The organism is Escherichia sp. WS1152 (genome assembly GCF_046487665.1).
GTDB lineage: Bacteria > Pseudomonadota > Gammaproteobacteria > Enterobacterales > Enterobacteriaceae > Escherichia > Escherichia coli.
Genome location: NZ_JBJQJA010000001.1, coordinates 646,602 through 669,987, shown reverse-complemented (window position 1 = coordinate 669,987; position 23,386 = coordinate 646,602). Strand labels below are relative to the sequence as shown.

General features: G+C 50.6%; 28 protein-coding genes, 1 pseudogene and 1 other annotated feature (1 of these 30 running past the window's edge). Of the genes and pseudogenes, 15 read left to right on the top strand and 14 right to left on the bottom strand.

What is annotated here, in order from left to right:
• Positions 1-61 (top strand) — a sequence feature (Trp leader region); it begins 33 nt to the left of the window's first position.
• Positions 62-82: 21 nt separating this feature from the next.
• The 8 genes from trpE to ACJHW7_RS03240 all read left to right on the top strand — a co-directional run bounded on the left by trpE (position 83) and on the right by ACJHW7_RS03240 (position 8,311).
• Positions 83-1,645: an anthranilate synthase component I gene (gene trpE / locus ACJHW7_RS03275; protein WP_021556737.1), complete on the top strand. Its 1,563-nt coding sequence runs from the start codon at positions 83-85 to the stop codon at positions 1,643-1,645.
• On the top strand, positions 1,645-3,240 hold the full coding sequence (gene trpD, locus ACJHW7_RS03270) for a bifunctional anthranilate synthase glutamate amidotransferase component TrpG/anthranilate phosphoribosyltransferase TrpD (protein ID WP_000763524.1): 1,596 nt from the start codon (positions 1,645-1,647) through the stop codon (positions 3,238-3,240). Before trpE ends, trpD begins: the two co-directional genes overlap by 1 nt.
• Positions 3,241-4,602, top strand: coding sequence for a bifunctional indole-3-glycerol-phosphate synthase TrpC/phosphoribosylanthranilate isomerase TrpF (gene trpCF / locus ACJHW7_RS03265; protein ID WP_072769093.1), 1,362 nt, complete (start codon positions 3,241-3,243; stop codon positions 4,600-4,602). It abuts the gene before it with no gap.
• An 11-nt stretch (positions 4,603-4,613) separates the two neighbouring features.
• Positions 4,614-5,807 (top strand): tryptophan synthase subunit beta, encoded by a 1,194-nt coding sequence (gene trpB / locus ACJHW7_RS03260; RefSeq protein ID WP_000209513.1) that lies wholly within the window; start codon positions 4,614-4,616, stop codon positions 5,805-5,807.
• Positions 5,807-6,613, top strand: a complete 807-nt coding sequence (trpA, locus tag ACJHW7_RS03255; RefSeq protein ID WP_021556735.1) for a tryptophan synthase subunit alpha — start codon at positions 5,807-5,809, stop codon at positions 6,611-6,613. Before trpB ends, trpA begins: the two co-directional genes overlap by 1 nt.
• Before the next feature lie 380 nt (positions 6,614-6,993).
• Positions 6,994-7,173 carry a general stress protein gene (locus ACJHW7_RS03250; RefSeq protein ID WP_021556734.1) on the top strand — a complete coding sequence of 60 codons (180 nt, stop codon included), beginning with the start codon at positions 6,994-6,996 and terminating at the stop codon, positions 7,171-7,173.
• Between the two features lie 85 nt (positions 7,174-7,258).
• Positions 7,259-7,759, top strand: coding sequence for a ferritin-like domain-containing protein (locus tag ACJHW7_RS03245; RefSeq protein ID WP_021556733.1), 501 nt, complete (start codon positions 7,259-7,261; stop codon positions 7,757-7,759).
• 45 nt (positions 7,760-7,804) lie between these two features.
• Positions 7,805-8,311, top strand: a complete 507-nt coding sequence (locus ACJHW7_RS03240; RefSeq protein ID WP_021556732.1) for a ferritin-like domain-containing protein — start codon at positions 7,805-7,807, stop codon at positions 8,309-8,311.
• A gap of 59 nt (positions 8,312-8,370) precedes the next feature.
• Here ACJHW7_RS03240 and ompW read toward each other — a convergent pair whose 3' ends face one another.
• On the bottom strand, positions 8,371-9,009 hold the full coding sequence (ompW, locus tag ACJHW7_RS03235; protein ID WP_000737226.1) for an outer membrane protein OmpW: 639 nt from the start codon (positions 9,007-9,009) through the stop codon (positions 8,371-8,373).
• A 239-nt stretch (positions 9,010-9,248) separates the two neighbouring features.
• Between ompW and ACJHW7_RS03230 the strand changes: the two are divergent.
• The 4 genes and pseudogenes from ACJHW7_RS03230 to yciA form a co-directional block, all read left to right on the top strand.
• Positions 9,249-9,338, top strand: a pseudogene (locus ACJHW7_RS03230) (YkgJ family cysteine cluster protein); the annotation flags it as partial.
• Positions 9,339-9,365: 27 nt separating this feature from the next.
• Entirely contained in the window at positions 9,366-10,109 is a 744-nt protein-coding gene (locus ACJHW7_RS03225; protein ID WP_000028541.1) for a YciC family protein, read from the top strand.
• Positions 10,110-10,138: 29 nt separating this feature from the next.
• On the top strand, positions 10,139-10,678 hold the full coding sequence (locus tag ACJHW7_RS03220; protein WP_000808667.1) for a septation protein A: 540 nt from the start codon (positions 10,139-10,141) through the stop codon (positions 10,676-10,678).
• A gap of 104 nt (positions 10,679-10,782) precedes the next feature.
• Positions 10,783-11,181, top strand: a complete 399-nt coding sequence (gene yciA / locus ACJHW7_RS03215) for an acyl-CoA thioester hydrolase YciA (RefSeq protein WP_000108160.1) — start codon at positions 10,783-10,785, stop codon at positions 11,179-11,181.
• Positions 11,182-11,220: 39 nt separating this feature from the next.
• Here yciA and tonB read toward each other — a convergent pair whose 3' ends face one another.
• Entirely contained in the window at positions 11,221-11,940 is a 720-nt protein-coding gene (gene tonB, locus ACJHW7_RS03210; RefSeq protein ID WP_000171276.1) for a TonB system transport protein TonB, read from the bottom strand.
• Between the two features lie 223 nt (positions 11,941-12,163).
• On the opposite strand from tonB, the gene ACJHW7_RS03205 reads away from it, so the two are divergent.
• Positions 12,164-12,460: a YciI family protein gene (locus ACJHW7_RS03205; RefSeq protein WP_000967595.1), complete on the top strand. Its 297-nt coding sequence runs from the start codon at positions 12,164-12,166 to the stop codon at positions 12,458-12,460.
• A gap of 118 nt (positions 12,461-12,578) precedes the next feature.
• On the opposite strand, the gene ACJHW7_RS03200 is transcribed toward ACJHW7_RS03205, so the two are convergent.
• The gene (locus ACJHW7_RS03200; protein ID WP_000639140.1) at positions 12,579-13,127 is read right to left on the bottom strand and encodes a recombinase family protein; all 549 of its coding nucleotides are present in this window, start codon (positions 13,125-13,127) and stop codon (positions 12,579-12,581) included.
• Positions 13,128-13,182: 55 nt separating this feature from the next.
• On the opposite strand from ACJHW7_RS03200, the gene ACJHW7_RS03195 reads away from it, so the two are divergent.
• On the top strand, positions 13,183-13,536 hold the full coding sequence (locus ACJHW7_RS03195; protein ID WP_096321492.1) for a gp53-like domain-containing protein: 354 nt from the start codon (positions 13,183-13,185) through the stop codon (positions 13,534-13,536).
• 1 nt (position 13,537) lies between these two features.
• A complete protein-coding gene (locus ACJHW7_RS03190) occupies positions 13,538-13,963 on the top strand; it encodes a tail fiber assembly protein (RefSeq protein WP_370554229.1) in 426 nt (141 codons plus the stop codon).
• On the opposite strand, the gene ACJHW7_RS03185 is transcribed toward ACJHW7_RS03190, so the two are convergent.
• The 11 genes from ACJHW7_RS03185 to ACJHW7_RS03135 form a co-directional block, all read right to left on the bottom strand.
• The gene (locus ACJHW7_RS03185; protein WP_370554230.1) at positions 13,935-14,369 is read right to left on the bottom strand and encodes a tail fiber assembly protein; all 435 of its coding nucleotides are present in this window, start codon (positions 14,367-14,369) and stop codon (positions 13,935-13,937) included. The two genes, ACJHW7_RS03190 and ACJHW7_RS03185, sit on opposite strands and share 29 nt — an antisense overlap.
• 1 nt (position 14,370) lies before the next feature.
• Entirely contained in the window at positions 14,371-15,033 is a 663-nt protein-coding gene (locus ACJHW7_RS03180; RefSeq protein ID WP_370554231.1) for a gp53-like domain-containing protein, read from the bottom strand.
• Between the two features lie 51 nt (positions 15,034-15,084).
• Entirely contained in the window at positions 15,085-15,678 is a 594-nt protein-coding gene (locus ACJHW7_RS03175) for a YmfQ family protein (RefSeq protein WP_000051911.1), read from the bottom strand.
• Positions 15,675-16,817 carry a baseplate J/gp47 family protein gene (locus ACJHW7_RS03170; protein ID WP_001116110.1) on the bottom strand — a complete coding sequence of 381 codons (1,143 nt, stop codon included), beginning with the start codon at positions 16,815-16,817 and terminating at the stop codon, positions 15,675-15,677. The genes ACJHW7_RS03175 and ACJHW7_RS03170 overlap by 4 nt, the downstream gene beginning before the upstream one ends.
• 1 nt (position 16,818) lies before the next feature.
• Positions 16,819-17,256: a phage GP46 family protein gene (locus tag ACJHW7_RS03165; RefSeq protein ID WP_001279799.1), complete on the bottom strand. Its 438-nt coding sequence runs from the start codon at positions 17,254-17,256 to the stop codon at positions 16,819-16,821.
• Positions 17,253-17,837, bottom strand: coding sequence for a phage baseplate assembly protein (locus ACJHW7_RS03160; protein WP_172901405.1), 585 nt, complete (start codon positions 17,835-17,837; stop codon positions 17,253-17,255). Before ACJHW7_RS03160 ends, ACJHW7_RS03165 begins: the two co-directional genes overlap by 4 nt.
• The gene (locus ACJHW7_RS03155; protein WP_001548480.1) at positions 17,834-18,919 is read right to left on the bottom strand and encodes a phage baseplate assembly protein; all 1,086 of its coding nucleotides are present in this window, start codon (positions 18,917-18,919) and stop codon (positions 17,834-17,836) included. Before ACJHW7_RS03155 ends, ACJHW7_RS03160 begins: the two co-directional genes overlap by 4 nt.
• Positions 18,916-20,319 carry a DNA circularization protein gene (locus ACJHW7_RS03150; protein ID WP_370554232.1) on the bottom strand — a complete coding sequence of 468 codons (1,404 nt, stop codon included), beginning with the start codon at positions 20,317-20,319 and terminating at the stop codon, positions 18,916-18,918. Before ACJHW7_RS03150 ends, ACJHW7_RS03155 begins: the two co-directional genes overlap by 4 nt.
• A gap of 343 nt (positions 20,320-20,662) precedes the next feature.
• Entirely contained in the window at positions 20,663-22,591 is a 1,929-nt protein-coding gene (locus ACJHW7_RS03145; RefSeq protein ID WP_001568796.1) for a hypothetical protein, read from the bottom strand.
• Positions 22,592-22,732: 141 nt separating this feature from the next.
• Complete coding sequence (locus ACJHW7_RS03140) at positions 22,733-23,011, bottom strand: phage tail assembly protein (protein ID WP_000807719.1); 279 nt, start codon at positions 23,009-23,011, stop codon at positions 22,733-22,735.
• 1 nt (position 23,012) lies between these two features.
• A complete protein-coding gene (locus tag ACJHW7_RS03135; protein ID WP_000896638.1) occupies positions 23,013-23,384 on the bottom strand; it encodes a phage tail tube protein in 372 nt (123 codons plus the stop codon).
• Positions 23,385-23,386: the final 2 nt, after the last annotated feature.

The following is a 23,386-nucleotide window of genomic DNA, read 5'->3' as shown; positions in this document are numbered from 1 at the left end:
TGTATTCACCATGCGTAAAGCAATCAGATACCCAGCCCGCCTAATGAGCGGGCTTTTTTTTGAACAAAATTAGAGAATAACAATGCAAACACAAAAACCGACTCTCGAACTGCTAACCTGCGAAGGCGCTTATCGCGACAACCCGACCGCGCTTTTTCACCAGTTGTGTGGGGATCGCCCTGCGACGCTGCTGCTGGAATCCGCAGATATCGACAGCAAGGATGATTTAAAAAGCCTGCTGCTGGTAGACAGTGCGCTGCGCATTACAGCATTAGGTGACACTGTCACAATCCAGGCGCTTTCCGGCAATGGCGAAGCCCTGCTGACACTACTGGATAACGCCCTTCCTGCGGGTGTGGAAAATGAACAATCACCAAACTGCCGTATACTGCGCTTCCCCCCGGTCAGTCCACTGCTGGATGAAGATGCCCGTTTATGCTCTCTTTCGGTTTTTGACGCTTTCCGCTTATTGCAGAATCTGTTGAATGTACCGAAGGAAGAACGGGAAGCGATGTTCTTTGGTGGCCTGTTCTCTTATGATCTGGTGGCGGGATTTGAAGATTTACCGCAACTGGCAGCGGAAAATAACTGCCCTGATTTCTGTTTTTATCTCGCTGAAACTCTGATGGTGATTGACCATCAGAAAAAAAGCACCCGTATTCAGGCCAGTCTGTTTGCTCCGAATGAAGAAGAAAAACAACGTCTCACTGCTCGCCTGAACGAACTACGTCAGCAACTGGCCGAAGCCGCGCCGCCGCTGCCGGTGGTTTCCGTGCCGCATATGCGTTGTGAATGTAACCAGAGCGATGAAGAGTTCGGTGGCGTAGTGCGTTTGTTGCAAAAAGCGATTCGCGCCGGAGAAATTTTCCAGGTCGTGCCATCTCGCCGTTTCTCGCTGCCCTGCCCGTCACCGCTGGCGGCCTATTACGTGTTGAAAAAGAGTAATCCCAGCCCGTACATGTTTTTTATGCAGGATAATGATTTCACCCTGTTTGGCGCGTCGCCGGAAAGTTCGCTCAAGTATGACGCCACCAGCCGCCAGATTGAGATCTACCCGATTGCCGGAACACGTCCACGCGGTCGTCGTGCCGATGGTTCACTGGACAGAGACCTCGACAGCCGCATCGAACTGGAAATGCGTACCGATCATAAAGAGCTTTCTGAACATCTGATGCTGGTGGATCTCGCCCGTAATGATCTGGCACGCATTTGCACCCCCGGCAGCCGCTACGTCGCCGATCTCACCAAAGTTGACCGTTACTCTTACGTGATGCACCTGGTCTCCCGAGTGGTCGGGGAACTGCGCCACGATCTCGACGCCCTGCACGCTTACCGCGCCTGTATGAATATGGGAACGTTAAGCGGTGCGCCGAAAGTGCGTGCTATGCAGTTAATTGCCGAGGCGGAAGGTCGTCGCCGCGGCAGCTACGGCGGCGCGGTAGGTTATTTCACCGCGCATGGCGATCTCGACACCTGCATTGTGATCCGCTCGGCGCTGGTGGAAAACGGTATCGCCACCGTGCAAGCCGGTGCTGGCGTAGTCCTTGATTCTGTTCCGCAGTCGGAAGCCGACGAAACCAGTAATAAAGCCCGCGCTGTACTGCGCGCTATCGCCACCGCGCATCATGCACAGGAGACTTTTTGATGGCTGACATTCTGCTGCTCGATAATATCGACTCTTTTACTTACAACCTGGCAGATCAGTTGCGCAGCAATGGGCATAACGTGGTGATTTACCGCAACCATATTCCGGCGCAAACCTTAATTGAACGCCTGGCGACGATGAGCAATCCGGTGCTGATGCTTTCTCCGGGGCCAGGTGTGCCGAGTGAAGCCGGTTGTATGCCAGAACTCCTCACCCGCTTGCGCGGTAAGCTGCCGATTATTGGCATTTGCCTCGGTCATCAGGCGATTGTCGAAGCCTACGGGGGGTATGTCGGTCAGGCGGGCGAAATTCTTCACGGTAAAGCCTCCAGCATTGAACATGACGGTCAGGCGATGTTTGCCGGATTAACAAACCCATTGCCGGTGGCGCGTTATCACTCGCTGGTTGGCAGTAATATTCCGGCCGGTTTAACCATCAACGCCCATTTTAATGGCATGGTGATGGCAGTACGTCACGATGCGGATCGCGTTTGTGGATTCCAGTTCCATCCGGAATCCATTCTTACTACCCAGGGCGCTCGCCTGCTGGAACAAACGCTGGCCTGGGCGCAGCAGAAACTAGAGCCAACCAACACGCTGCAACCGATTCTGGAAAAACTGTATCAGGCGCAGACGCTTAGCCAACAAGAAAGCCACCAGCTGTTTTCAGCGGTGGTACGTGGCGAGCTGAAGCCGGAACAACTGGCGGCGGCGCTGGTGAGCATGAAAATTCGCGGCGAGCACCCAAACGAAATCGCCGGGGCAGCAACCGCGCTACTGGAAAATGCCGCGCCGTTCCCGCGCCCGGATTATCTGTTTGCCGATATCGTCGGCACCGGCGGTGACGGCAGCAACAGCATCAATATTTCTACCGCCAGTGCGTTTGTCGCCGCGGCCTGTGGGCTGAAAGTCGCAAAACACGGCAACCGCAGCGTCTCCAGTAAATCTGGCTCGTCGGATCTGCTGGCGGCGTTCGGTATTAATCTTGATATGAACGCCGATAAATCGCGCCAGGCGCTGGATGAGTTAGGCGTATGTTTCCTCTTTGCGCCGAAGTATCACACCGGATTCCGCCACGCGATGCCGGTTCGCCAGCAACTGAAAACCCGCACCTTGTTCAACGTGCTGGGACCATTGATTAACCCGGCGCATCCGCCGCTGGCGTTAATTGGTGTTTATAGTCCGGAACTGGTGCTGCCGATTGCCGAAACCTTGCGCGTGCTGGGGTATCAACGCGCGGCGGTGGTGCACAGCGGCGGGATGGATGAAGTTTCATTACACGCGCCGACAATCGTTGCCGAGCTGCATGACGGCGAAATTAAGAGCTATCAATTGACCGCTGAAGATTTTGGCCTGACACCCTACCACCAGGAGCAACTGGCAGGCGGAACACCGGAAGAAAACCGTGACATTTTAACACGTTTGTTACAAGGTAAAGGCGACGCCGCCCATGAAGCAGCCGTCGCTGCGAACGTCGCCATGTTAATGCGCCTGCATGGCCATGAAGATCTGCAAGCCAATGCGCAAACCGTTCTTGAGGTACTGCGCAGTGGTTCCGCTTACGACAGAGTCACCGCACTGGCGGCACGAGGGTAAATGATGCAAACCGTTTTAGCGAAAATCGTCGCAGACAAGGCGATTTGGGTAGAAGCCCGCAAACAGCAGCAACCGCTGGCCAGTTTTCAGAATGAGGTTCAGCCTAGCTCGCGACATTTTTATGATGCGCTACAGGGTGCGCGCACGGCGTTTATTCTGGAGTGCAAGAAAGCGTCGCCGTCAAAAGGCGTGATCCGTGATGATTTCGATCCAGCACGCATTGCCGCCATTTATAAACATTACGCTTCGGCAATTTCGGTGCTGACTGATGAGAAATATTTTCAGGGGAGCTTTGATTTCCTCCCCATCGTCAGCCAAATCGCCCCGCAGCCGATTTTATGTAAAGACTTCATTATCGACCCTTACCAGATCTATCTGGCGCGCTATTACCAGGCCGATGCCTGCTTATTAATGCTTTCAGTACTGGATGACGACCAATATCGCCAGCTTGCAGCCGTCGCCCACAGTCTGGAGATGGGTGTGCTGACTGAAGTCAGTAATGAAGAGGAACTGGAGCGCGCCATTGCATTGGGGGCAAAGGTCGTTGGCATCAACAACCGCGATCTGCGTGATTTGTCGATTGATCTCAACCGTACCCGCGAGCTTGCGCCGAAACTGGGGCACAACGTGACGGTAATCAGCGAATCCGGCATCAATACTTACGCTCAGGTGCGCGAGTTAAGCCACTTCGCTAACGGTTTTCTGATTGGTTCGGCGTTGATGGCCCATGACGATTTGCACGCCGCCGTGCGCCGGGTATTGCTGGGTGAGAATAAAGTATGTGGCCTGACGCGTGGGCAAGATGCTAAAGCAGCTTATGACGGGGGCGCGATTTACGGTGGGTTGATTTTTGTTGCGACATCACCGCGTTGCGTCAACGTTGAACAGGCGCAGGAAGTGATGGCTGCGGCACCGTTGCAGTATGTTGGCGTGTTCCGCAATCACGATATTGCCGATGTGTTGGACAAAGCTAAGGTGTTATCGCTGGCGGCAGTGCAACTGCATGGTAATGAAGATCAGCTGTATATCGATACGCTGCGTGAAGCTCTGCCAGCACACGTTGCCATCTGGAAAGCATTAAGCGTCGGTAAAACCCTGCCCGCCCGCGAACTTCAGCACGTTGATAAATATGTTTTAGACAACGGCCTGGGTGGAAGCGGGCAACGTTTCTACTGGTCACTGTTAAACGGTCAATCCCTTGGCAACGTTCTGCTGGCGGGGGGCTTAGGCGCAGATAACTGCGTGGAAGCGGCACAAACCGGCTGCGCCGGACTTGATTTTAATTCTGCTGTAGAGTCGCAACCGGGCATCAAAGACGCACGTCTTTTGGCCTCGGTTTTCCAGACGCTGCGCGCATATTAAGGAAAGGAACAATGACAACATTACTTAACCCCTATTTTGGTGAGTTTGGCGGCATGTACGTGCCACAAATCCTGATGCCTGCTCTGCGCCAGCTGGAAGAAGCTTTTGTCAGCGCGCAAAAAGATCCTGAATTTCAGGCTCAGTTCAACGACCTGCTGAAAAACTATGCCGGGCGTCCAACAGCGCTGACCAAATGCCAGAACATTACGGCTGGGACGAACACCACGCTGTATCTGAAGCGCGAAGATTTGCTGCACGGCGGCGCGCATAAAACCAACCAGGTGCTGGGGCAGGCGTTGCTGGCGAAGCGGATGGGTAAAACTGAAATCATCGCCGAAACCGGAGCCGGTCAGCATGGCGTGGCGTCGGCCCTTGCCAGCGCCCTGCTCGGCCTGAAATGCCGTATTTATATGGGTGCCAAAGACGTTGAACGCCAGTCGCCTAACGTTTTTCGTATGCGTTTAATGGGTGCGGAAGTGATCCCGGTGCATAGCGGTTCCGCGACGCTGAAAGATGCCTGTAACGAGGCGCTGCGCGACTGGTCCGGCAGTTATGAAACCGCGCACTATATGCTGGGCACCGCAGCTGGCCCACATCCTTATCCGACCATTGTCCGTGAGTTTCAGCGGATGATTGGCGAAGAAACCAAAGCACAGATTCTGGAAAGAGAAGGTCGCCTGCCGGATGCCGTTATCGCCTGTGTTGGCGGCGGTTCGAATGCCATCGGCATGTTTGCAGATTTCATCAACGAAACCGACGTCGGCCTGATTGGTGTGGAGCCTGGCGGTCACGGTATAGAAACCGGCGAGCACGGCGCACCGTTAAAACATGGTCGCGTGGGCATCTATTTCGGTATGAAAGCGCCGATGATGCAAACCGAAGACGGGCAGATTGAAGAATCTTACTCCATCTCCGCCGGGCTGGATTTCCCGTCTGTCGGCCCACAACACGCGTATCTTAACAGCACTGGACGCGCTGATTACGTGTCTATTACCGATGATGAAGCCCTTGAAGCCTTCAAAACGCTGTGCCTGCACGAAGGGATCATCCCGGCGCTGGAATCCTCCCACGCCCTGGCCCATGCGCTGAAAATGATGCGCGAAAACCCGGAAAAAGAGCAGCTACTGGTGGTTAACCTTTCCGGTCGCGGCGATAAAGACATCTTCACCGTTCACGATATTTTGAAAGCACGAGGGGAAATCTGATGGAACGCTACGAATCTCTGTTTGCCCAGTTGAAGGAGCGCAAAGAAGGCGCATTCGTTCCTTTCGTCACGCTCGGGGATCCGGGCATTGAGCAGTCCTTGAAAATTATCGATACGCTAATTGAAGCCGGTGCTGACGCGCTGGAGTTAGGTATCCCCTTCTCCGACCCACTGGCGGATGGCCCGACCATTCAAAACGCCACTCTGCGCGCCTTTGCGGCAGGTGTGACTCCGGCACAATGTTTTGAAATGCTGGCACTGATTCGCCAGAAACACCCGACCATTCCCATTGGCCTGTTGATGTATGCCAATCTGGTGTTTAACAAAGGCATTGATGAGTTTTATGCCCAGTGCGAAAAAGTCGGCGTCGATTCGGTGCTTGTTGCCGATGTGCCAGTTGAAGAGTCCGCGCCCTTCCGCCAGGCCGCGTTGCGTCATAATGTCGCACCTATCTTCATCTGCCCGCCAAATGCCGATGACGACCTGCTGCGCCAGATAGCCTCTTACGGTCGTGGTTACACCTATTTGCTGTCACGAGCGGGCGTGACCGGCGCAGAAAACCGCGCCGCGTTACCCCTCAATCATCTGGTTGCGAAGCTGAAAGAGTACAACGCTGCACCTCCATTGCAGGGATTTGGTATTTCCGCCCCGGATCAGGTAAAAGCAGCGATTGATGCAGGAGCTGCGGGCGCGATTTCTGGTTCGGCCATTGTTAAAATCATCGAGCAACATATTAATGAGCCAGAGAAAATTCTGGCGGCACTGAAAGTTTTTGTACAACCGATGAAAGCGGCGACGCGCAGTTAATCCCACAGCCGCCAGTTCCGCTGGCGGCATTTTAACTTTCTTTAACGAAGCCGGAAAAATCCTAAATTCATTTAATATTTATCTTTTTGCCGTTTCGCTTACCCCTGTCGAACGTCAACTTACGTCATTTTTCCGCCCAACAGTAATATAATCAAACAAATTAATCCCGCAACATAACACCAGTAAAATCAATAATTTTCTCTAAGTCACTTATTCCTCAGGCAATTGTTAATATATCAAGAACGTTCCTCATAATATATTTTCCCACTTTCTTCTCGTTACGCTTAATTTGACTAATTCTCATTAGCGACTAATTTTAATGAGTGTCGACACACAACACTCATATTAATGAAACAATGCAACGCAACGGGAGAAATAACATGGCCGAACATCGTGGTGGTTCAGGAAATTTCGCCGAAGACCGTGAGAAGGCATCCGACGCAGGCCGTAAAGGCGGTCAGCATAGCGGCGGTAATTTTAAAAATGATCCGCAACGCGCATCTGAAGCGGGTAAAAAAGGCGGTCAACAAAACAGTGGTAATAAATCAGGTAAATCCTGATTCACCGTTAATTATTAATATCAGCTGATAAAGATAATTGCATCTGCGGGCCGTATGGCTCGCAGTGATTCCACTGGAGAAAAATATGAATATCAAGACCATGGAAGATGTATTTATTCACCTACTTTCAGATACCTACAGCGCAGAAAAACAATTAACCCGGGCACTGGCAAAACTCGCAAGAGCAACATCAAACGAAAAATTAAGTCAGGCTTTTCATGCGCACCTCGAGGAAACACATGGACAGATTGAACGTATTGATCAAGTTGTGGAATCAGAATCGAATCTGAAAATTAAGCGCATGAAATGTGTGGCAATGGAAGGTCTTATTGAAGAAGCTAATGAGGTCATCGAAAGTACCGAGAAAAACGAAGTGCGTGATGCCGCACTGATTGCCGCAGCACAGAAAGTCGAGCATTATGAGATTGCCAGTTACGGGACATTAGCGACGCTGGCTGAACAATTAGGTTACCGTAAAGCAGCGAAGCTTCTGAAAGAAACCCTGGAAGAAGAAAAGGCCACCGACATCAAACTGACTGATCTGGCCCTTAATAACGTAAATAAGAAAGCCGAAAATAAAGCCTGAAATATGAACTTTAACTTTTAGTCATTTTATAAAGAGGACATTTTCATGAATCGTATTGAACATTATCATGACTGGTTACGTGACGCCCATGCAATGGAAACGCAAGCCGAATCTATGCTTGAATCCATGGCCAGCCGTATAGATAATTATCCTGAACTACGTGCTCGTATTGAACAACATCTTAGTGAAACCAAAAACCAGATTGTTCAACTGGAAACTATTCTTGATCGTAATGACATTTCACGTTCAGTCATTAAAGATTCCATGAGTAAAATGGCTGCGCTTGGGCAGTCAATCGGTGGTATATTCCCTTCTGATGAAATAGTCAAAGGTTCTATTAGCGGGTATGTCTTCGAGCAATTTGAAATCGCCTGTTATACTTCACTATTAGCAGCAGCAAAAAATGCCGGTGATACAGCCTCAATTCCGATCATCGAAGCGATTTTAAATGAGGAAAAGCAAATGGCCGACTGGCTGATTCAGCATATTCCGCAAACAACTGAGAAATTTTTAATTCGCTCTGAAACTGATGGCGTAGAAGCGAAGAAATAATACCCTTTATGCCATGTCCTTATTGACCCCGTATATTACGGGGTCGTTTTTGTGCGGAATTAAAAACGATATCCTGCTGAGAACATAAACACCCACGGATCGAGGCGTACGCTATCATGTTGCTGTGCACCGCCCAGTTTATAATTGGCGGTGGTATCGATATCCATGTACCACACTGACATGTTAACCAACCAGTCACGGTTAATCAGATAATCAACCCCCACCTGCCCGGCAGCTCCCCAGGAATCTTTCAGACTGAGATCGGAAAGCCCCGCCTCTTTGCCATGATCGTTAAATCCATTATCAAAGAAGGTGGTGTAGTTAATACCTGCCCCAACATAAGGACGGAATTTGCTGCTGGCATCACCAAAATACCACTGCGCCATCAGTGTTGGCGGCAGATGATGAACGGTTGCAATATCGCCGGTCGCCCGGGTGCCGATTTTATGGCGGAACGGCGTCGCTGCAAGTAATTCCACACCAATGTTGTCGGTCGCCATATAAGTAAACGTCAGGCCCAGTTGAGTGTTATTGGTCACGCTGAATCCACCCAGACTTCCTAACGTACCACCAGCACCTTCTGTTGGACGTACGGTTGCAGAACCTGCACGCATAAAAAATTCGCCTGCTTCATGGGCAAAGGCACTGCCAGAGAGAAGAGTTGTTACTGCCAAAGCCGCCACTGTTAACTTTTTCATATCCGCTCCGTCGTTATGGTTATAAAAACGTGACGAATATACCTACATTGGAGTAACAAATGATCCTACATAGATCACATTACATATGATAATTCACCATTTATTGATCTGGATTAATTTAGAAGTTGCATTGAGAATCCTGGTTAACGTGATTTAAATCAATTTTTAAATATTTTCGCTACGCAAATATTAACTCGTTCGCCACTTGCCGCGGTTTGCCCACGCCTGAAGGCCAGCAATTACCTCCGCTTTACAAAGATATGCTTTTCCATACAAGACCTGATGCTGCCACCCGAGGCTTAACCAGGGTACAATTGCCCGCTAATTAACACCTGCATAAAACTCAAGGAGAGTGCATGTCTATCACGGCGCAGTCCGTATACCGTGACACCGGAAATTTCTTCCGTAATCAATTTATGACCATTCTGTTGGTATCGTTGCTATGTGCGTTTATCACAGTGGTGTTAGGGCATGTTTTCTCACCCAGTGATGCACAGCTTGCGCAGCTCAATGACGGCGTGCCCGTTAGCGGCAGTAGTGGGTTGTTCGACCTGGTTCAGAATATGTCACCGGAACAGCAACAAATTTTGCTGCAGGCTTCAGCGGCGTCCACTTTTTCAGGATTAATCGGTAACGCCATTCTCGCCGGAGGCGTAATATTAATTATCCAGCTGGTGTCTGCGGGTCAGAGAGTCAGTGCGCTGCGAGCTATTGGTGCCAGTGCGCCGATATTGCCCAAGTTATTTATTCTGATTTTTCTGACTACCCTTTTAGTACAGATTGGCATCATGCTGGTGGTCGTTCCGGGAATTATCATGGCCATTTTACTGGCCCTGGCACCGGTGATGCTGGTACAGGACAAAATGGGCATTTTTGCCTCGATGCGTAGCAGTATGCGGCTGACTTGGGCGAATATGCGTCTGGTGGCACCCGCAGTACTGAGCTGGTTGCTGGCAAAAACACTGTTGCTGCTTTTTGCCTCTTCTTTTGCCGCATTAACCCCGGAAATTGGTGCCGTACTGGCGAACACCTTGAGCAACCTGATTTCAGCCGTATTGCTCATCTATCTGTTCCGTCTGTATATGTTGATTCGCCAATAACCTTAAGCATTTGATTACGGAATCGTAAAATGAAGCAGTTTCTTGATTTTTTACCGCTGGTTGTCTTTTTCGCGTTTTACAAGATTTATGACATCTATGCGGCTACTGCGGCGCTGATCGTCGCCACGGCGATTGTGCTTATCTATAGCTGGGTTCGCTTTCGTAAGGTTGAGAAGATGGCCCTGATCACTTTTGTTCTGGTGGTCGTCTTCGGTGGCTTGACGCTGTTCTTCCACAATGATGAGTTTATTAAATGGAAGGTTACAGTCATTTATGCTCTGTTTGCGGGAGCCCTGTTAGTCAGCCAATGGGTGATGAAAAAGCCGCTAATTCAGCGGATGCTGGGTAAAGAACTCACGCTACCGCAACCGGTATGGTCGAAGCTGAATCTGGCCTGGGCTGTTTTCTTTATCCTTTGCGGTCTGGCAAACATCTACATCGCATTCTGGCTGCCGCAAAATATTTGGGTCAACTTTAAAGTCTTTGGCCTGACCGCCCTTACCTTAATCTTCACATTGTTAAGCGGTATCTATATCTACCGCCACATGCCGCAGGAAGATAAATCCTAACCAGACTGCCAGTCTTTCGGGGCTGGCGCTGTATCTCCTCTGTTCTCCTCAGGAAAATCATAGTAGCATCGCGCCTGTGATTTTCCTTTTAAGTCGGTTTTATCATGTCTACAACACATAACGTCCCTCAGGGCGATCTTGTTTTACGTACTTTAGCCATGCCCGCCGATACCAATGCCAATGGTGACATCTTTGGTGGTTGGTTAATGTCACAAATGGATATTGGCGGCGCTATTCTGGCGAAAGAAATTGCCCACGGTCGCGTAGTGACCGTGCGGGTTGAAGGAATGACTTTCTTACGGCCGGTTGCGGTCGGCGATGTGGTGTGCTGCTATGCACGCTGTGTCCAGAAAGGGACGACATCGGTCAGCATTAATATTGAAGTGTGGGTGAAAAAAGTAGCGTCTGAACCAATCGGGCAACGCTATAAAGCGACAGAAGCATTATTTAAGTATGTCGCGGTTGATCCTGAAGGAAAACCTCGCGCCTTACCTGTTGAGTAATAATCAAAAGCCTCCGGTCGGAGGCTTTTGACTTTCTGCTTACTGAATTTCGGTGGTGCCGTTAATTTTAAACAGGATATTCACCACAATCCCACTGCCTGGCTTACCCGGCTCATAACGCCATCTGCGCATCGCATTTTTCACCTCACGCTCAAACATGTTCGCAGGTTTAGCTGAGAGGATTTGCACGTTATCCACGCGACCATCCGGCGTGACATCAAATTTAACTTTAACCTGCCCTTCAATGCGCAATGCCTGTGCCCGTGCCGGATACTGCGGCTGATTACGGCTTAATGCGCGTGGTCCTGAAGCCACACTGGTAACCGGCTTGCTGGTTGCAGCCGTTGCTGTACTTGATGTCGGGCGTGCCGGTGCCGTATTTTCAAACGGTGATGCCGGACGCGACTCTACGGGTTTGACATCGCGTTTTGGCTGCTCCTGTACCTTTTTCACCGGCTTCGGTTTTGGCTTAGGTTTCGGCTTCGGCTTTTCAATGACCACCGGTGCTTCTTTTGGCGGTTCGGGGATCGGCTCAGGTTCCGGTTCTGGCTCTACCACCGGCTCCGGTGGCGGCTGAACGGCTTGTGGCGGTTCGAGATCAGCAGGCGCAACCATCGTGACAGAAATTGGCTGCGCAGGCGCAGGTAGTTCAATAACCTGATGTACCGAGGTATAGAGCAGACCCGCCACAACAGCACCATGAATGCAGACCGAAAGTAACGTCGGCCAGGGGAAGCGGCGAGGTAAATCAAGGGTCATTGAAGTCATAATCATTTCAGTAGAAAAACCAGGTCTCGATTTTAAATGCAAATAGCAATCATATTCAATAAGGCAAGACGATCAGGATCAGTGAAAATGTCATTTTTGGCGTAATTGACCTTACTTTACGCATGGTTTTAACAAAGACATCATCTTTCCGTTGCAGATCTTCGCCCTTTCAAATAACGTACTTTACAACTTTCCCGAACAAGGAGTTGTGCCCGTGTTGTATGTTATTTACGCTCAAGACAAAGCTGATAGCCTCGAAAAACGCCTTTCCGTTCGTCCGGCACATTTAGCACGTTTACAGTTACTGCATGATGAAGGTCGTTTGTTGACAGCTGGTCCAATGCCAGCGGTAGACAGTAACGATCCAGGGGCTGCGGGATTTACTGGCTCAACCGTTATTGCTGAATTTGAATCGCTGGAAGCAGCTCAGGCCTGGGCCGATGCTGACCCGTACGTAGCGGCAGGTGTCTATGAACACGTTTCAGTGAAACCATTTAAGAAAGTGTTCTAATTTATTAGAAATTTGCACTTAAATCAAAAAGTTACGGACAATTCAACCACCAATCAATAAATTAAAGGGCACATTAAAGTACACAATATTTGTGCCCTTCTCTGTTTCTTTCCCGTTATCAGCTAGCTGGAAACTTTTTATACAGAGTTGAGAGCCCTACTCCATACGTTTTTGATACGCTTTGTCGTGATTCACCGGTTGCCATCCGCTCCCCCATTTCCCGCCATTGCTCATCCGTGAACTTAGGCCTGCGACCACCAACTCGCCCTTTTGCCCTGGCTACGGCCAGCCCTGCTAAGGTACGTTCGCTATTAAGATCAGATTCATATTGTGCTGCGGAAAGGATGTTACGAAAGTTATAGCGGCCGCTGGCTGTTTTGAGATCCACGCCATCGGTAATACTGCGGAAGTTGATACCCTTTTCCTGTAACTGCTGGAACATCAACAGCGCATGCAGAACGTTGCGGCCTATCCTGTCCAGCTTCCAGACCACCAGTTCATCCCCCGGCTGCATAGTGGCGATGAGCCGTTTTAGAACCGGCCGATTCGATTTCCTCCCGCTGGCATGCTCTTCAAAAATTTTCTCACAACCCGCTGACTTGAGCGCCGTTAGTTGCAATTCAGTGTCCTGGTGGTTTGTTGATACTCGGGCATAACCGTAAATCATGGGATTTCTCCTGTTATGAAAACAGGAGAAACGGCGAAGCATCACCAGATTTTTGATGGTTATAAAAAAGGTTCAATTGGGAGAAGCCGCGAAAAGAGATGTCGGTACTGGCGCAAATCAGATACCGGATATGTCCAGCTTTGGCGATGGCTCAGGATGGTGCCAATTGCCTAACGGGAAACTATTGCAGTGGGGTGTTTACACCGGTACGGCTGCATCAGCGACCATTAATTTCCCGATTCCTTTTCCAACCACGCAAGGTAGAGTGATCCTTATCTTATCCGGGACTGCAACCAACACGGATATGTCCTATATCATTCAAGATGATAATTTACTTTCGCGGACGTCATTTTCTTTTCGCCGTACTGGTTCTCAAGTTCGTTTTAACTGGTTCTGCATAGGTGAATAAAATGAATAAATATAAATGGTCAGCAAAATATAACGCGTTTTTCCCGATTGAAATGCTCCCTGCTTATCAATCGTCATGGGATGACCTTAGTGATTTAATTGATATTGATGATACTGTTGAGGCTGAATTTAACGGGGAGTTGCCTGTAGGGAAAGTGCGGGGAGTGGTTGATGGTATACCTGCATGGGTTGATGTCCCGCCCCCAACATATGAGGAAAAAATAGCGGACGCAGAAAAAATGAAGTTGAGTCTGAAGGCTAACGCAGATTCTGAAATTGCCTGGCGGCAGGATGCTGTTGACGCCGGTATCGCGACGGATGAGGAAACAGTCGCGCTGGCTGACTGGAAAAAATATCGGGTTCTGCTGATGCGCGTAGATACAGCAAAACCCGTCTGGCCTACGCTTCCGGGGGAACAGGCCAGTTAATGTTTGGCGCGCTGGAGGTGTCTACTACTTCCAGCGCATCCAGGTAATCCAGCCAAAGGTTATATCGTTCCAGTTCATCCGCCTTTAAACGGCCTATCGCTGCTTTTCCCGGCCACTGACGTTTGTTTATATAAACATTTGCCTCATCAATGAGCTGCTGTCTCATATTCTCTGCATTCGATGCCATTTCCACTGCGGTGGGAGGAGGAATTTCAAGCCAGCAGGGCATTCCTGCATTATCCACTCCTCGATACTTACCTTCCGGCGGTTTATCGATAAACTCAAGATATAGACTTTCGTCAACCTCCAAGGCATCAGAAGGCCATGAGTCTGCAGCAATATAGCTTTCCTTAAGCTCCCCGGCATAAAACGCATTTTCTGATGGAGAAAAATATTTCAGATTCATTTCAGTACCCTATTGCAAGATAACGACCGTAACACAAATCACTGTCACTACCGCGCGTCACTGCAGCACCCACTGAGTCAGCACGTAAGCTCATCGCCGTCGCAGTGATAGTGGTTCGGCTTGTTGGGGCAATTGCATATACTGTCGGTCGTGCGGTTTGTATCACATTATCATGTGTTGCATATGCCTGCATAACCATAGTAGGAAAAGCAATCGGCAGATTAATATCCACAGTGCCGCCTGACCTCAGAAGTGTCAGCGTTCCCCATTGCATAATAAACGTCTTACGTGTACCGCCAATCATCATCGGAAATATGGCATATCCGGTTTCGCCCATACTACCTGTCGCAACACCTGCAACACTGATATCTCCTAAGCCAAGGTTTGTGAGAGCCGTAGAAATCGCCGCTGCACCATCTGATTTGATATCGGCAAATGGGTTTGCACGGCTCAGTGTGAGTTTTTGAATGGCTTTTAAAACCTGAGTCATATCGTTAATGTCGAGCGCCAATCCTGCTGACTCTACGATATGCGCTAACTCTTCCTGCATGGCATTAAACGCTGCTGCCCGCAGCCTCGTTGCGGCAATACCACCAGCAACACTTCCATCAGTATATTTGCCATCCTGCGTTGCAGTGGCTTCGACTTGCCCGATTCGGAGCATAGTTAATCCTCACTTAGTGTTAAGCGATAAAATCAGAGGGGGAAATATCAGTTATGAATAATTGAAAATGATGTTCAGATGGGATGGGGCAATTTTGTTGATTGAACACTCCAGTTGTTTATTGCCCCACGATGCGAGCGGATCTCCGCAGTAGGACGCGCCAGCAAGCGAATACTTGATCGTTGTTTGTGGCGCATTTATCCGCCAGGTAAATGGCCACTCGTCACCGTTAAGCGCATCACCGCATACTGACATGCCACTCATAGCGGGCCGGAACTGTGTGATAGTGATGGTATAACCAAGAGCTGCAGCCACCCGGATGTAATAATCGCGGTTCAGGCCGCCGGTGCTGATTAACTTTGCCACCACGGCGCGCTGGCGATCGCTGACGCCACCGGATTCACCAATCGCACAATCATCTGGTAACCCCAGAGAGCTTTCCCATTCTGACAACATTACCGTCGCTGTAGGGGGAAAAGCACCAGTAATCAGGCTTTGCGCATCGTTGTCAGAACGCTGAAACGCGCTGCCCAGTGCCCGTAATACCGCAGCCTGTACCGTTCTTTGCGACCGGGGCCACGCCCTGCCCGTCGGTAGCAGCGCACCAAGCGCACCGGCATAATCATTTTTTGAAAAGAGGCTCATACAAAATTCACCCCGCCAAGCACCGGAATTTCGCCAACAGCAAAGGTGATATTGGCCGTCGGAGAGTTAAGAATATAGCCCGTCGTGCCGCTAACACCGCCGATACTCCCGTTAATATCAGAGAGGTAAACTTTCCCGGAACCATCAGGGTTAGCTTCATCAAAAAACAGCGCCGTCAGCGCGTCTTTTATCCCCTGAACTGTGGTGCTGTCGGCATTTTTGATCCCAGAGATTTCAATATTGATGACTTTCTTGATCGGGGAACATACGAAAACAATGGCAGTGTCTGTCTGCTGCGGATAGATGTGGTCGGCGACAGCGAGCTGGTCTCCGGTGGCTTTAACAGCCCCCCAGTCCTCAAGTTGGGATATTCCGTCGGTACCGACCGGAAACCCACCATTGTCATTCCGATCACACATGATATACACGCCAACGGTCCCGGCCCCGTTCAGACGCCGCTTTACCCACGCGCGGGTGACGCCCGAAACCTCAAGCGCCCATTTTTTATAATCGGCGTCGCTTCCACCCTGAGGCGGATTCTGCCATGCCAGCAAGCCACGACTGCGAAAATCCTCTTCCGTTTCAATATCGGCTCCGCCGGTCGCAGCGGACAGTAACGTTACCTGTGGATCCACGCCAGCAATATTCGCGTCCAGGGTCATTATGGTCCCGGCATCAGCGTTACCGCGCGCGCCTCCACCCGTTACATCACTGGTAATATCCGGCAGTATGGCCGTCACCGCGACGATACCAAATCCATCTGCCTGAATTTTAAGATCTGCATCCGTCCGGTACTGGTATCCGTCCCCGCGGTTAATGATCGAGCCAACAGGGATAATACAGTCAACACTGCCACTAGCCTGTACCGCAGGCGACTTCGCCGCTGCAGCTGGTTTTCTGAATACCTGCTTAAGGGCCATCCACCCGGCGAGATACTCATCGGTAGAGGTAAACGGGTTTGTCTGCAGGGCAATATAGTCAAGGTAGGCGTAATGCAGATGCCCCATCCCCGCATCCATGTCAGCCAGTACCTTCAGGTTCGCGAAGCGCAGGAGCGCACCAACATCCTCAAGCTCCGCCTGCATAAATTTCCGGTTTCCGTCGCGGAGTTCGCTCAGCGTCGGTCGTTTAAACGGCATATTAACGTTGCTCCCATATCCAGTAAAACCTGAATTCCTGCCAGTCCTTCCCCGGTGCCTGATAGCGGATAATGAGATTGAGCCGGTCAGGCAGGACGATCCTTGCAACAGGAATAACCTCGCTGACAACGCCATCAACCTTTAACCAGTTGAGCGCTTCACTCGAGTATTCCTCCGCTTTTTTTGCTACATCCGGGGTCAGTTTTTTCCGCCGTAGCAGCCACAGCCGGGATCCCAGTTGGGATTCCTCCCCGGAATCCCCCCACCAGCCGCGGCGATCGCTATCCTCATAATCATCGTCAGCGCGCGCCAGCCTGTCGGTAAACAGGCTGTCCAGTATTGCAGTCTGTAAATCGTTCCCCGTGGTGAGTTCACCCAGCCCTTTCTGCCAGTCAGCAAACATCTCATCCACATTCCAGAATGAAGCGATGTCACTCATGTCACCTGATCCTCTGTTTTTTGGCTGCGGATATTGTCATTGCCACTCTGGGCATTTTTAACCACATGATCATGGTCATTATGTGCATCCCGCAGCTCTTTCAGTGTTCGGGTATTGGTTTCACAGTTATCAACAATGTCACCCGTGCACCTCAGGATCGGGGTATTTGCAAGGATCCCCTTGCTGGCATTGATGGTCACGTTAGTGGCGTTATTGACCTCAACATTCTGGCCCTTTGCATCCAGGAAGATCCCCTTCTCCGTCAGGAGAATATTAAGGCCCCACTGGTTATACATGACCGTTTCGCCCGCTTTCAGGCCTGTATGACGGAACCCCTGATGGTTGGACGCAATTACCACCGCGCTGGAACGATCACCGCCAATAAAAGCCAGAACCACGTCAGTCCCTGACGGCAGGCCGGATGAAAAGCCAAATTCTGCCATCCGCGGAGCGCTGGCCACCTCCAGCGGAGTCTGGTACTGGATAGACTGCACCACCCCACCATCTTTCATAGCCGTGATCCGGCCAATCCCCAGCATGCCGGCGATCCTGGTCGCTGCATGTTTAAATAGTTGCTTCATGTATTGAATCCCGCCAGGTTCTGGTAGAAGGCATATGGCTGAACGGAGAATGCTTCAGGCGGCATCAGCGTCATGCGTGCATGGGTGCCGTAGTCATCGCGCATATAGGTGACTTCTGCCAGTAGCAATTCAGTCTTCGGCAACCGTAAGGTGGGAAGATCAACGGGGATCAATGTGTTTGGTTCCCACAGTTTCCCGTCTTTATCCCGCCAGGAATCGATGGTTACCGAGAGCTGTTTTGAACGTCCGTACCGCCGGTTCATTTCCCAGTCGATCGCACTTTGTGCCTGTTGAGTAGCCATCAGGGTACTTTCCACAATCGATATATGTTTTCGGTACCGCATGCGGGCGGCCTCCGGATCTCTCGCCGTTGCCAGAGTCACAGCGTCATAGGCCGTATCAGGCGAATACCCTGCAATTGGAGAAACGCTCATTGATACACCGACATAATCTGAAAACCTGTCAGCCATCGATTTGCGGTAGTATGCCTGCTCGACATTTACCCCTTCGGCTATCCCACTTGCCGCACGACGTGTTCCCACCCGGGTCAGTAACAGGTTTCCATCGGGCTGATCGTAGTAAAGCAGAGCAGACCATCTGGCCACCCGATCGATGACTTCTTGCGGAGACTCACCCCAGTTCAGAGTGAACTGGGGTACCTTCACAAGTTCATCAACATCCGTGGTTACGGTGATGCCGTAGTAGGATGCCAGGCGAGAAGCAATTTCAAGCGCATTACTGGCATTGATGACGTTGTTAGGCCACTCGGCTGAGCAATCCACCAGGTCCTGACATTTGCTCCTGCCCGTGGCGCGGACCTCATGGCGGGAGCGCGATAGTGCGGGTTCCCAGTCATCAACATATCCCGTCAGTGTCAGATCATCTCCGATACGAACTTCACAAGACATTCCCTCTTCAACGAGTTGACGATCTTCGTTGCCAGGGAAGTAATCCATTAGCCCAAGATCGAAATCAGAGGGAAAACGCTCAATACCCCGCGTTACCCGGACAGAATCCCACCCCTCGATGATTTTGCCGTCGACCGTCAAAGAAACAACATCCAGATCGCTGTCTGCATTCATTGCCTCAGTACCTTCATGGTTGTCGGCATAAACGCCGGATGCGGTACGCGCGCTTCCTGTACCAGTTCATCTGCACGGGTGGCATCCTGGTATAATCGGTTTGCCAGCGTCAGCGCCGGAAGCGGCTGAGCGGTAGTAACCTGCAGAAGCTCGCTCAGACCAGAAGCACGCTCACTCATCGTAGAAAGGAATGCCGATCTGACGGCGAGAAGCGCGTTATACATATCATCGTCCGCGCGGTCTCCAGCCAGAACCAGCGCCATATCAAGTTGCACAGAAACTCGTTGAGTTAACTCTTCTGCCTCGTCTGTACTGGCTGGTCTGGAGTCCGCAGCGGCACTGGTCATGGCACCAGTACATAGCACAACAATCAGCGTGTTCATGGTCGCCGAAATCGCTTTGCTGCTGTCGGACTGCTGGTACTCCGTGCTGATTGAATTAGCCAGTTTTTCCAGCGCTGTGATTCGGTCATTAACGCTGCCGGCGCTGTTAAGAATTGCGTTTACCACGTCGGCGACGCCCTGGACAAACTCATCAGGTGTGTTGGAGCTGCTAAGCTGGCTCGACCTGTCGGTAACATTTTTCCGGTCCATTACCGACTGGGCTGTTAACTTGTCAGCCAGTGCTCTCTCATCATCCACATCAGCAACTGACGATTTGCCAGCAACAGCAGAGGAACTACCGCCCACAGAGCCTTTACTGTAACGTCCGTACCGGGTATTCCCGAACGTGGAGTTCAGGACATTGCTGAGATTCGTGACCTGACTGATGGTGCTGTCAACCATGTTAGTCCAGAACGTGACCGTGCCTCTGATGGTGTTTATAGCCTGTGTGACACCGCGGATTTCACTCTTAACTCTGGCAATCGTGCTCAGCACAGCAGTGCTGACCAGTTTCAGATAGTTGGTTTTCACCGTGGCGCCTGCAACGGTACTGCCCGTGACAGCAAACACTTTAAGCCCTGATTCAATTGCCATCAGGGTAAATTCAAATACTCGCCCGTTCTCCATCGAACCGGAAATACGCAAACCATTCTCAGGGATGGAAACCGTTAATTCGCCCAGTGTCGGATGGACAAGCGTACCGCTACCTTTTTGTTCACAGGCTTCAATCAGTGACTGGCGCTGCGTGATAGCATCGCCGCCGCCGTAAACCTGGCTGTTCTGGATCAAGAAACCGCGAATAACAAATCGCCGTGTTGCCCGCCCGATATCCTCTATCCAGGCTGTATCACGGTAGGGATATTCATGTACCGCCTGGCGTCGGCCGTGGCTCCCTTCCTCAGCAACAATTGCAAATGGCACACCTCTGAATGAGCTGGGCCGTAACTGCCCCTGCCAGTCATCGCTGGTATCTCCCCCCAAAAGAGAAGTTATTGCGTCCTGGATAATTGACGGCATCACGCCTCCGGAAATAAAAAAACCGCCATGTCGGCGGTTTACATATGCACTGAAATGACTTATCTATTTATCGCTGGATCCATTACGGTCAAGAGATTCGGCGATCCTGTAAAGATGCTCAGTCGCCTTGAATGAGTTCATTAGGAACTCATAAAGCACACGTAAAAGCAATGCACTTACCACCGATATCGTAATCGCCGTGAAATTCATTGAGACAACAGAAAAAACGAGGAAAATGCCAATTACCAGGTAAACAAGCGCAAAAACCTTTGGAGTCTAAATGGCTTTTGCTCCAAAAACTTTTTCATTCATAACTTCTTCCTTAACGAAATGACGACAGTGATCAGTAATTCATGGCCGTTGTTATTCTGCCATTATTTTCCGCATTATAGGTTTTTCGCTCACCCTTATCATTAACCATTGTGATTTCGAGCTTAAGTGGTTGTTCTGACATTGCCTCTTTAAGAGACTTAGCCAGATTGTCGCCGAGTACACTTTCATCACTTTTCTTACCCGTATCACTCAGAATGATGGATTCCCGATTTCTGTTCTGCGAGCCTGAGAGAATATCAGTTTCATCACTCGGGTTACTAAGAGTGCTGGAGTCACGATTTCCAGTTTGCGAACCTGAGATAATATCATATCGCTGTTGAGCCAGAACTTCCGGGCTACGTAAACCCTTCCACCGATCGTCAATGATGGCCGTCCGGACAGAATCGCTCAGTTCATTTTCGGTATACGGCTGTGCTCCGCTTTCATGTTTAATCATTGCTGCCATCAGTGTTTTTAACACATCAGGATCGTGGAGATTAATACGCTGCTGCGCTCCAAACCCAGTACTTTTTGATACGGAATCAATATATGCACGAGTATTATTCTCTGATTGCGGAGCATAGGTATGAATAATCCCATCCAGAGTATTATTCCCCCTGTCACCATACAACATCAGCTGTCTCGCCATTGCAGCTCTTCCGTCGGCATCATTCGCAAAGGTAGAAAATCCGCCATTTTTACCCGTTGCGTTTGCTGCAGCCCTCAAATTACCGGGATTATTATTTCTGAAGCCAATTGCGTTATTCCTTGTTTCCCCGTAAGGAACATTGCCGCGTGCAACGTTGGATTGTGGCTGGCTGATAGCGGATAAGTCATTCTGCAATTGAATCGCAGAATCGGTCGCGCGGTAATTCGCATCGTACCGCTTTCTTACAGCATCAGTCATGAAACCCGCGTCAACCTGCCCACGTTCACTGCGGGGTAAGCTGTTATAAAGTTCCTTATCGTTCTGAATGCGCCGTAGTTTCTCAGCATCATTGCTGTTGATAAAACCGAGAGCATGAGACAGCCCAGTAAAATCACCATTAGTGAACAGATCGGTAACACCTTCAAGGCCGTCTTTGACTGAACCATCCGAAAGAATGGTCTTAAGTGCCTTGTTTTTTGAACGTTGCCACAGACCATCCCAGGATGCGCTGAGCTCATTCATAGTGCCGTTCACTTCACTCAATTGCTGATTTAGTGCCGGATCCACAGTCAGACCAAATTCATCCGATTTCGCCAGCAGCTTTTTCATGCGCTCACCGTCACGCATTAGCGCCAGCAATTCGGGCGTCAGCCCAAGTGCATCAGCGGCGGACTTCTGCTGTTCAGGTCGCAAGGTTGGAAAAATTTTTGCGATAGACTCCAGTGTTTTAAGGGTATTTACTGAACCATCGCTGTTTTTTTGGATTTGAGCACCAATTTGCGCCATCGCTGCCATAACCCCCTCGTTTTTACCACTGGCAGCCTCATTGAATGCTTTGAAAATACCTTCTATTGATGCATTAGCGCTCTCGCTGTCTGCCCCAAGAATACGCATTGCCCCGGAAAGTCGGGTAAAATCGTCAACGCGCATTCCCGCATTTTTTGCCGAGACATCAAGATTATAGGCCTGACGGGATGCCTCCCGAAATCCATAAGCGACCTGTTTCAGTCCGTAGCCGGCAGCACCGGCTAACCCCAGCGCCCCCATCTTCCCCGTGAGCTCCCCCACCATTTTCAGTGGGGGAACCATGTCGCCAATAAACTGCACGTTATCCCGCGCGCTCTTCGACATATTCTCGAGGCGAGAAATAAAACCGCTCAGTCCGTCGGCTGTTTCCTGACCGCCTAACTTGAGCCCTTCTTTAGTTTTATCTAGCTTCGGCTCCAGGTCACGGACAGCCTCATTAATGCGGTCTATAGCCTCGCTAACCTGGTCGCTGGCCACCAGCTCAAAATCAAAAGAATTACTCATCGTCTTCAGGTTTCCTAAGCTTGTTTATCCGGGATGCCTGCGCCACCCACCATTTCAGCCGGGCGCGGGTCATTCCCCACGCCCTGTCCTCAGACCAGCGGAAATAGAAGGTGACGTCAGCGGCCATTTCCTGCCAGGTTGTCAGGGCTTCCAGGTCAAAAAACTGAGCAGATACTCCTCACACTTACGGAAGTCGAGAAAATCCATCGGCTGCAGTACGCTTTCACGCGTACCGGAAACCAGCGCAATAAGCAGGCGCATCGCCGCGAGCGACGTTGACGCAGCCTGTTTCTCGTAAAACTGCTCAGCCTGGCTTAGCGTGGGTGCTTTCAGCTCCAGCTGCGTATAAGTGGTCTTCTCCGCAGCATCATCCAGCGCTACGGTTAATGGAATGGTTTTAACGCGTTCAATCTCAGCCATCTTAGTTCTCCGTTACGTCGCGGCCTTCCCAGCGAACATCAAATACTGCATCTTCGCTTTCCACTTCCTGGACGTTGACCGTCCAGAGTGAACGGCCAATGATAGTTTTCCCGTTAGCCAGCTCGGCGATCACGTTGACGTTCGTCTGCTGGTTAAAGCCCTGCACATTCGTTCCGCCACTGTCACGCAGTCGGGCAGAAATGTATGGCGCCACAGGTTTTTCCTTATATCCGTGCACACCATCCATCCCTGTCAGGGTGGTACGGTTTACGGTGGCAGCCTGGTATTTAAACGAGCCCTCCACCATTACCGTCACACCGTTAACAGTGACATAGGCGGTTCCCGCCAGGCGGTTAGTAGTATCACCTGCCATCG

Bases quoted from the DNA above. Each gene is read 5' to 3' on its own strand.
- trpCF (WP_072769093.1), top strand. From the start codon at position 3,241: ATGATGCAAACCGTTTTAGCGAAAATCGTCGCAGACAAGGCGATTTGG.
- ACJHW7_RS03155 (WP_001548480.1), bottom strand. From the start codon at position 18,919: ATGAATGCAGACAGCGATCTGGATGTTGTTTCTTTGACGGTCGACGGC.
- trpB (WP_000209513.1), top strand. From the start codon at position 4,614: ATGACAACATTACTTAACCCCTATTTTGGTGAGTTTGGCGGCATGTAC.
- ACJHW7_RS03220 (WP_000808667.1), top strand. From the start codon at position 10,139: ATGAAGCAGTTTCTTGATTTTTTACCGCTGGTTGTCTTTTTCGCGTTT.
- trpA (WP_021556735.1), top strand. From the start codon at position 5,807: ATGGAACGCTACGAATCTCTGTTTGCCCAGTTGAAGGAGCGCAAAGAA.
- ACJHW7_RS03190 (WP_370554229.1), top strand. From the start codon at position 13,538: ATGAATAAATATAAATGGTCAGCAAAATATAACGCGTTTTTCCCGATT.
- ompW (WP_000737226.1), bottom strand. From the start codon at position 9,009: ATGAAAAAGTTAACAGTGGCGGCTTTGGCAGTAACAACTCTTCTCTCT.
- ACJHW7_RS03225 (WP_000028541.1), top strand. From the start codon at position 9,366: ATGTCTATCACGGCGCAGTCCGTATACCGTGACACCGGAAATTTCTTC.
- ACJHW7_RS03185 (WP_370554230.1), bottom strand. From the start codon at position 14,369: ATGAATCTGAAATATTTTTCTCCATCAGAAAATGCGTTTTATGCCGGG.
- ACJHW7_RS03175 (WP_000051911.1), bottom strand. From the start codon at position 15,678: ATGAGCCTCTTTTCAAAAAATGATTATGCCGGTGCGCTTGGTGCGCTG.
- ACJHW7_RS03140 (WP_000807719.1), bottom strand. From the start codon at position 23,011: ATGGCTGAGATTGAACGCGTTAAAACCATTCCATTAACCGTAGCGCTG.
- trpD (WP_000763524.1), top strand. From the start codon at position 1,645: ATGGCTGACATTCTGCTGCTCGATAATATCGACTCTTTTACTTACAAC.
- ACJHW7_RS03195 (WP_096321492.1), top strand. From the start codon at position 13,183: ATGGTTATAAAAAAGGTTCAATTGGGAGAAGCCGCGAAAAGAGATGTC.
- ACJHW7_RS03200 (WP_000639140.1), bottom strand. From the start codon at position 13,127: ATGATTTACGGTTATGCCCGAGTATCAACAAACCACCAGGACACTGAA.
- ACJHW7_RS03150 (WP_370554232.1), bottom strand. From the start codon at position 20,319: ATGCCGTCAATTATCCAGGACGCAATAACTTCTCTTTTGGGGGGAGAT.
- ACJHW7_RS03165 (WP_001279799.1), bottom strand. From the start codon at position 17,256: ATGAGTGACATCGCTTCATTCTGGAATGTGGATGAGATGTTTGCTGAC.
- ACJHW7_RS03240 (WP_021556732.1), top strand. From the start codon at position 7,805: ATGAATCGTATTGAACATTATCATGACTGGTTACGTGACGCCCATGCA.
- ACJHW7_RS03160 (WP_172901405.1), bottom strand. From the start codon at position 17,837: ATGAAGCAACTATTTAAACATGCAGCGACCAGGATCGCCGGCATGCTG.
- trpE (WP_021556737.1), top strand. From the start codon at position 83: ATGCAAACACAAAAACCGACTCTCGAACTGCTAACCTGCGAAGGCGCT.
- ACJHW7_RS03245 (WP_021556733.1), top strand. From the start codon at position 7,259: ATGAATATCAAGACCATGGAAGATGTATTTATTCACCTACTTTCAGAT.
- ACJHW7_RS03135 (WP_000896638.1), bottom strand. From the start codon at position 23,384: ATGGCAGGTGATACTACTAACCGCCTGGCGGGAACCGCCTATGTCACT.
- ACJHW7_RS03170 (WP_001116110.1), bottom strand. From the start codon at position 16,817: ATGCCGTTTAAACGACCGACGCTGAGCGAACTCCGCGACGGAAACCGG.
- yciA (WP_000108160.1), top strand. From the start codon at position 10,783: ATGTCTACAACACATAACGTCCCTCAGGGCGATCTTGTTTTACGTACT.
- ACJHW7_RS03250 (WP_021556734.1), top strand. From the start codon at position 6,994: ATGGCCGAACATCGTGGTGGTTCAGGAAATTTCGCCGAAGACCGTGAG.
- ACJHW7_RS03180 (WP_370554231.1), bottom strand. From the start codon at position 15,033: ATGCTCCGAATCGGGCAAGTCGAAGCCACTGCAACGCAGGATGGCAAA.
- tonB (WP_000171276.1), bottom strand. From the start codon at position 11,940: ATGACCCTTGATTTACCTCGCCGCTTCCCCTGGCCGACGTTACTTTCG.
- ACJHW7_RS03145 (WP_001568796.1), bottom strand. From the start codon at position 22,591: ATGAGTAATTCTTTTGATTTTGAGCTGGTGGCCAGCGACCAGGTTAGC.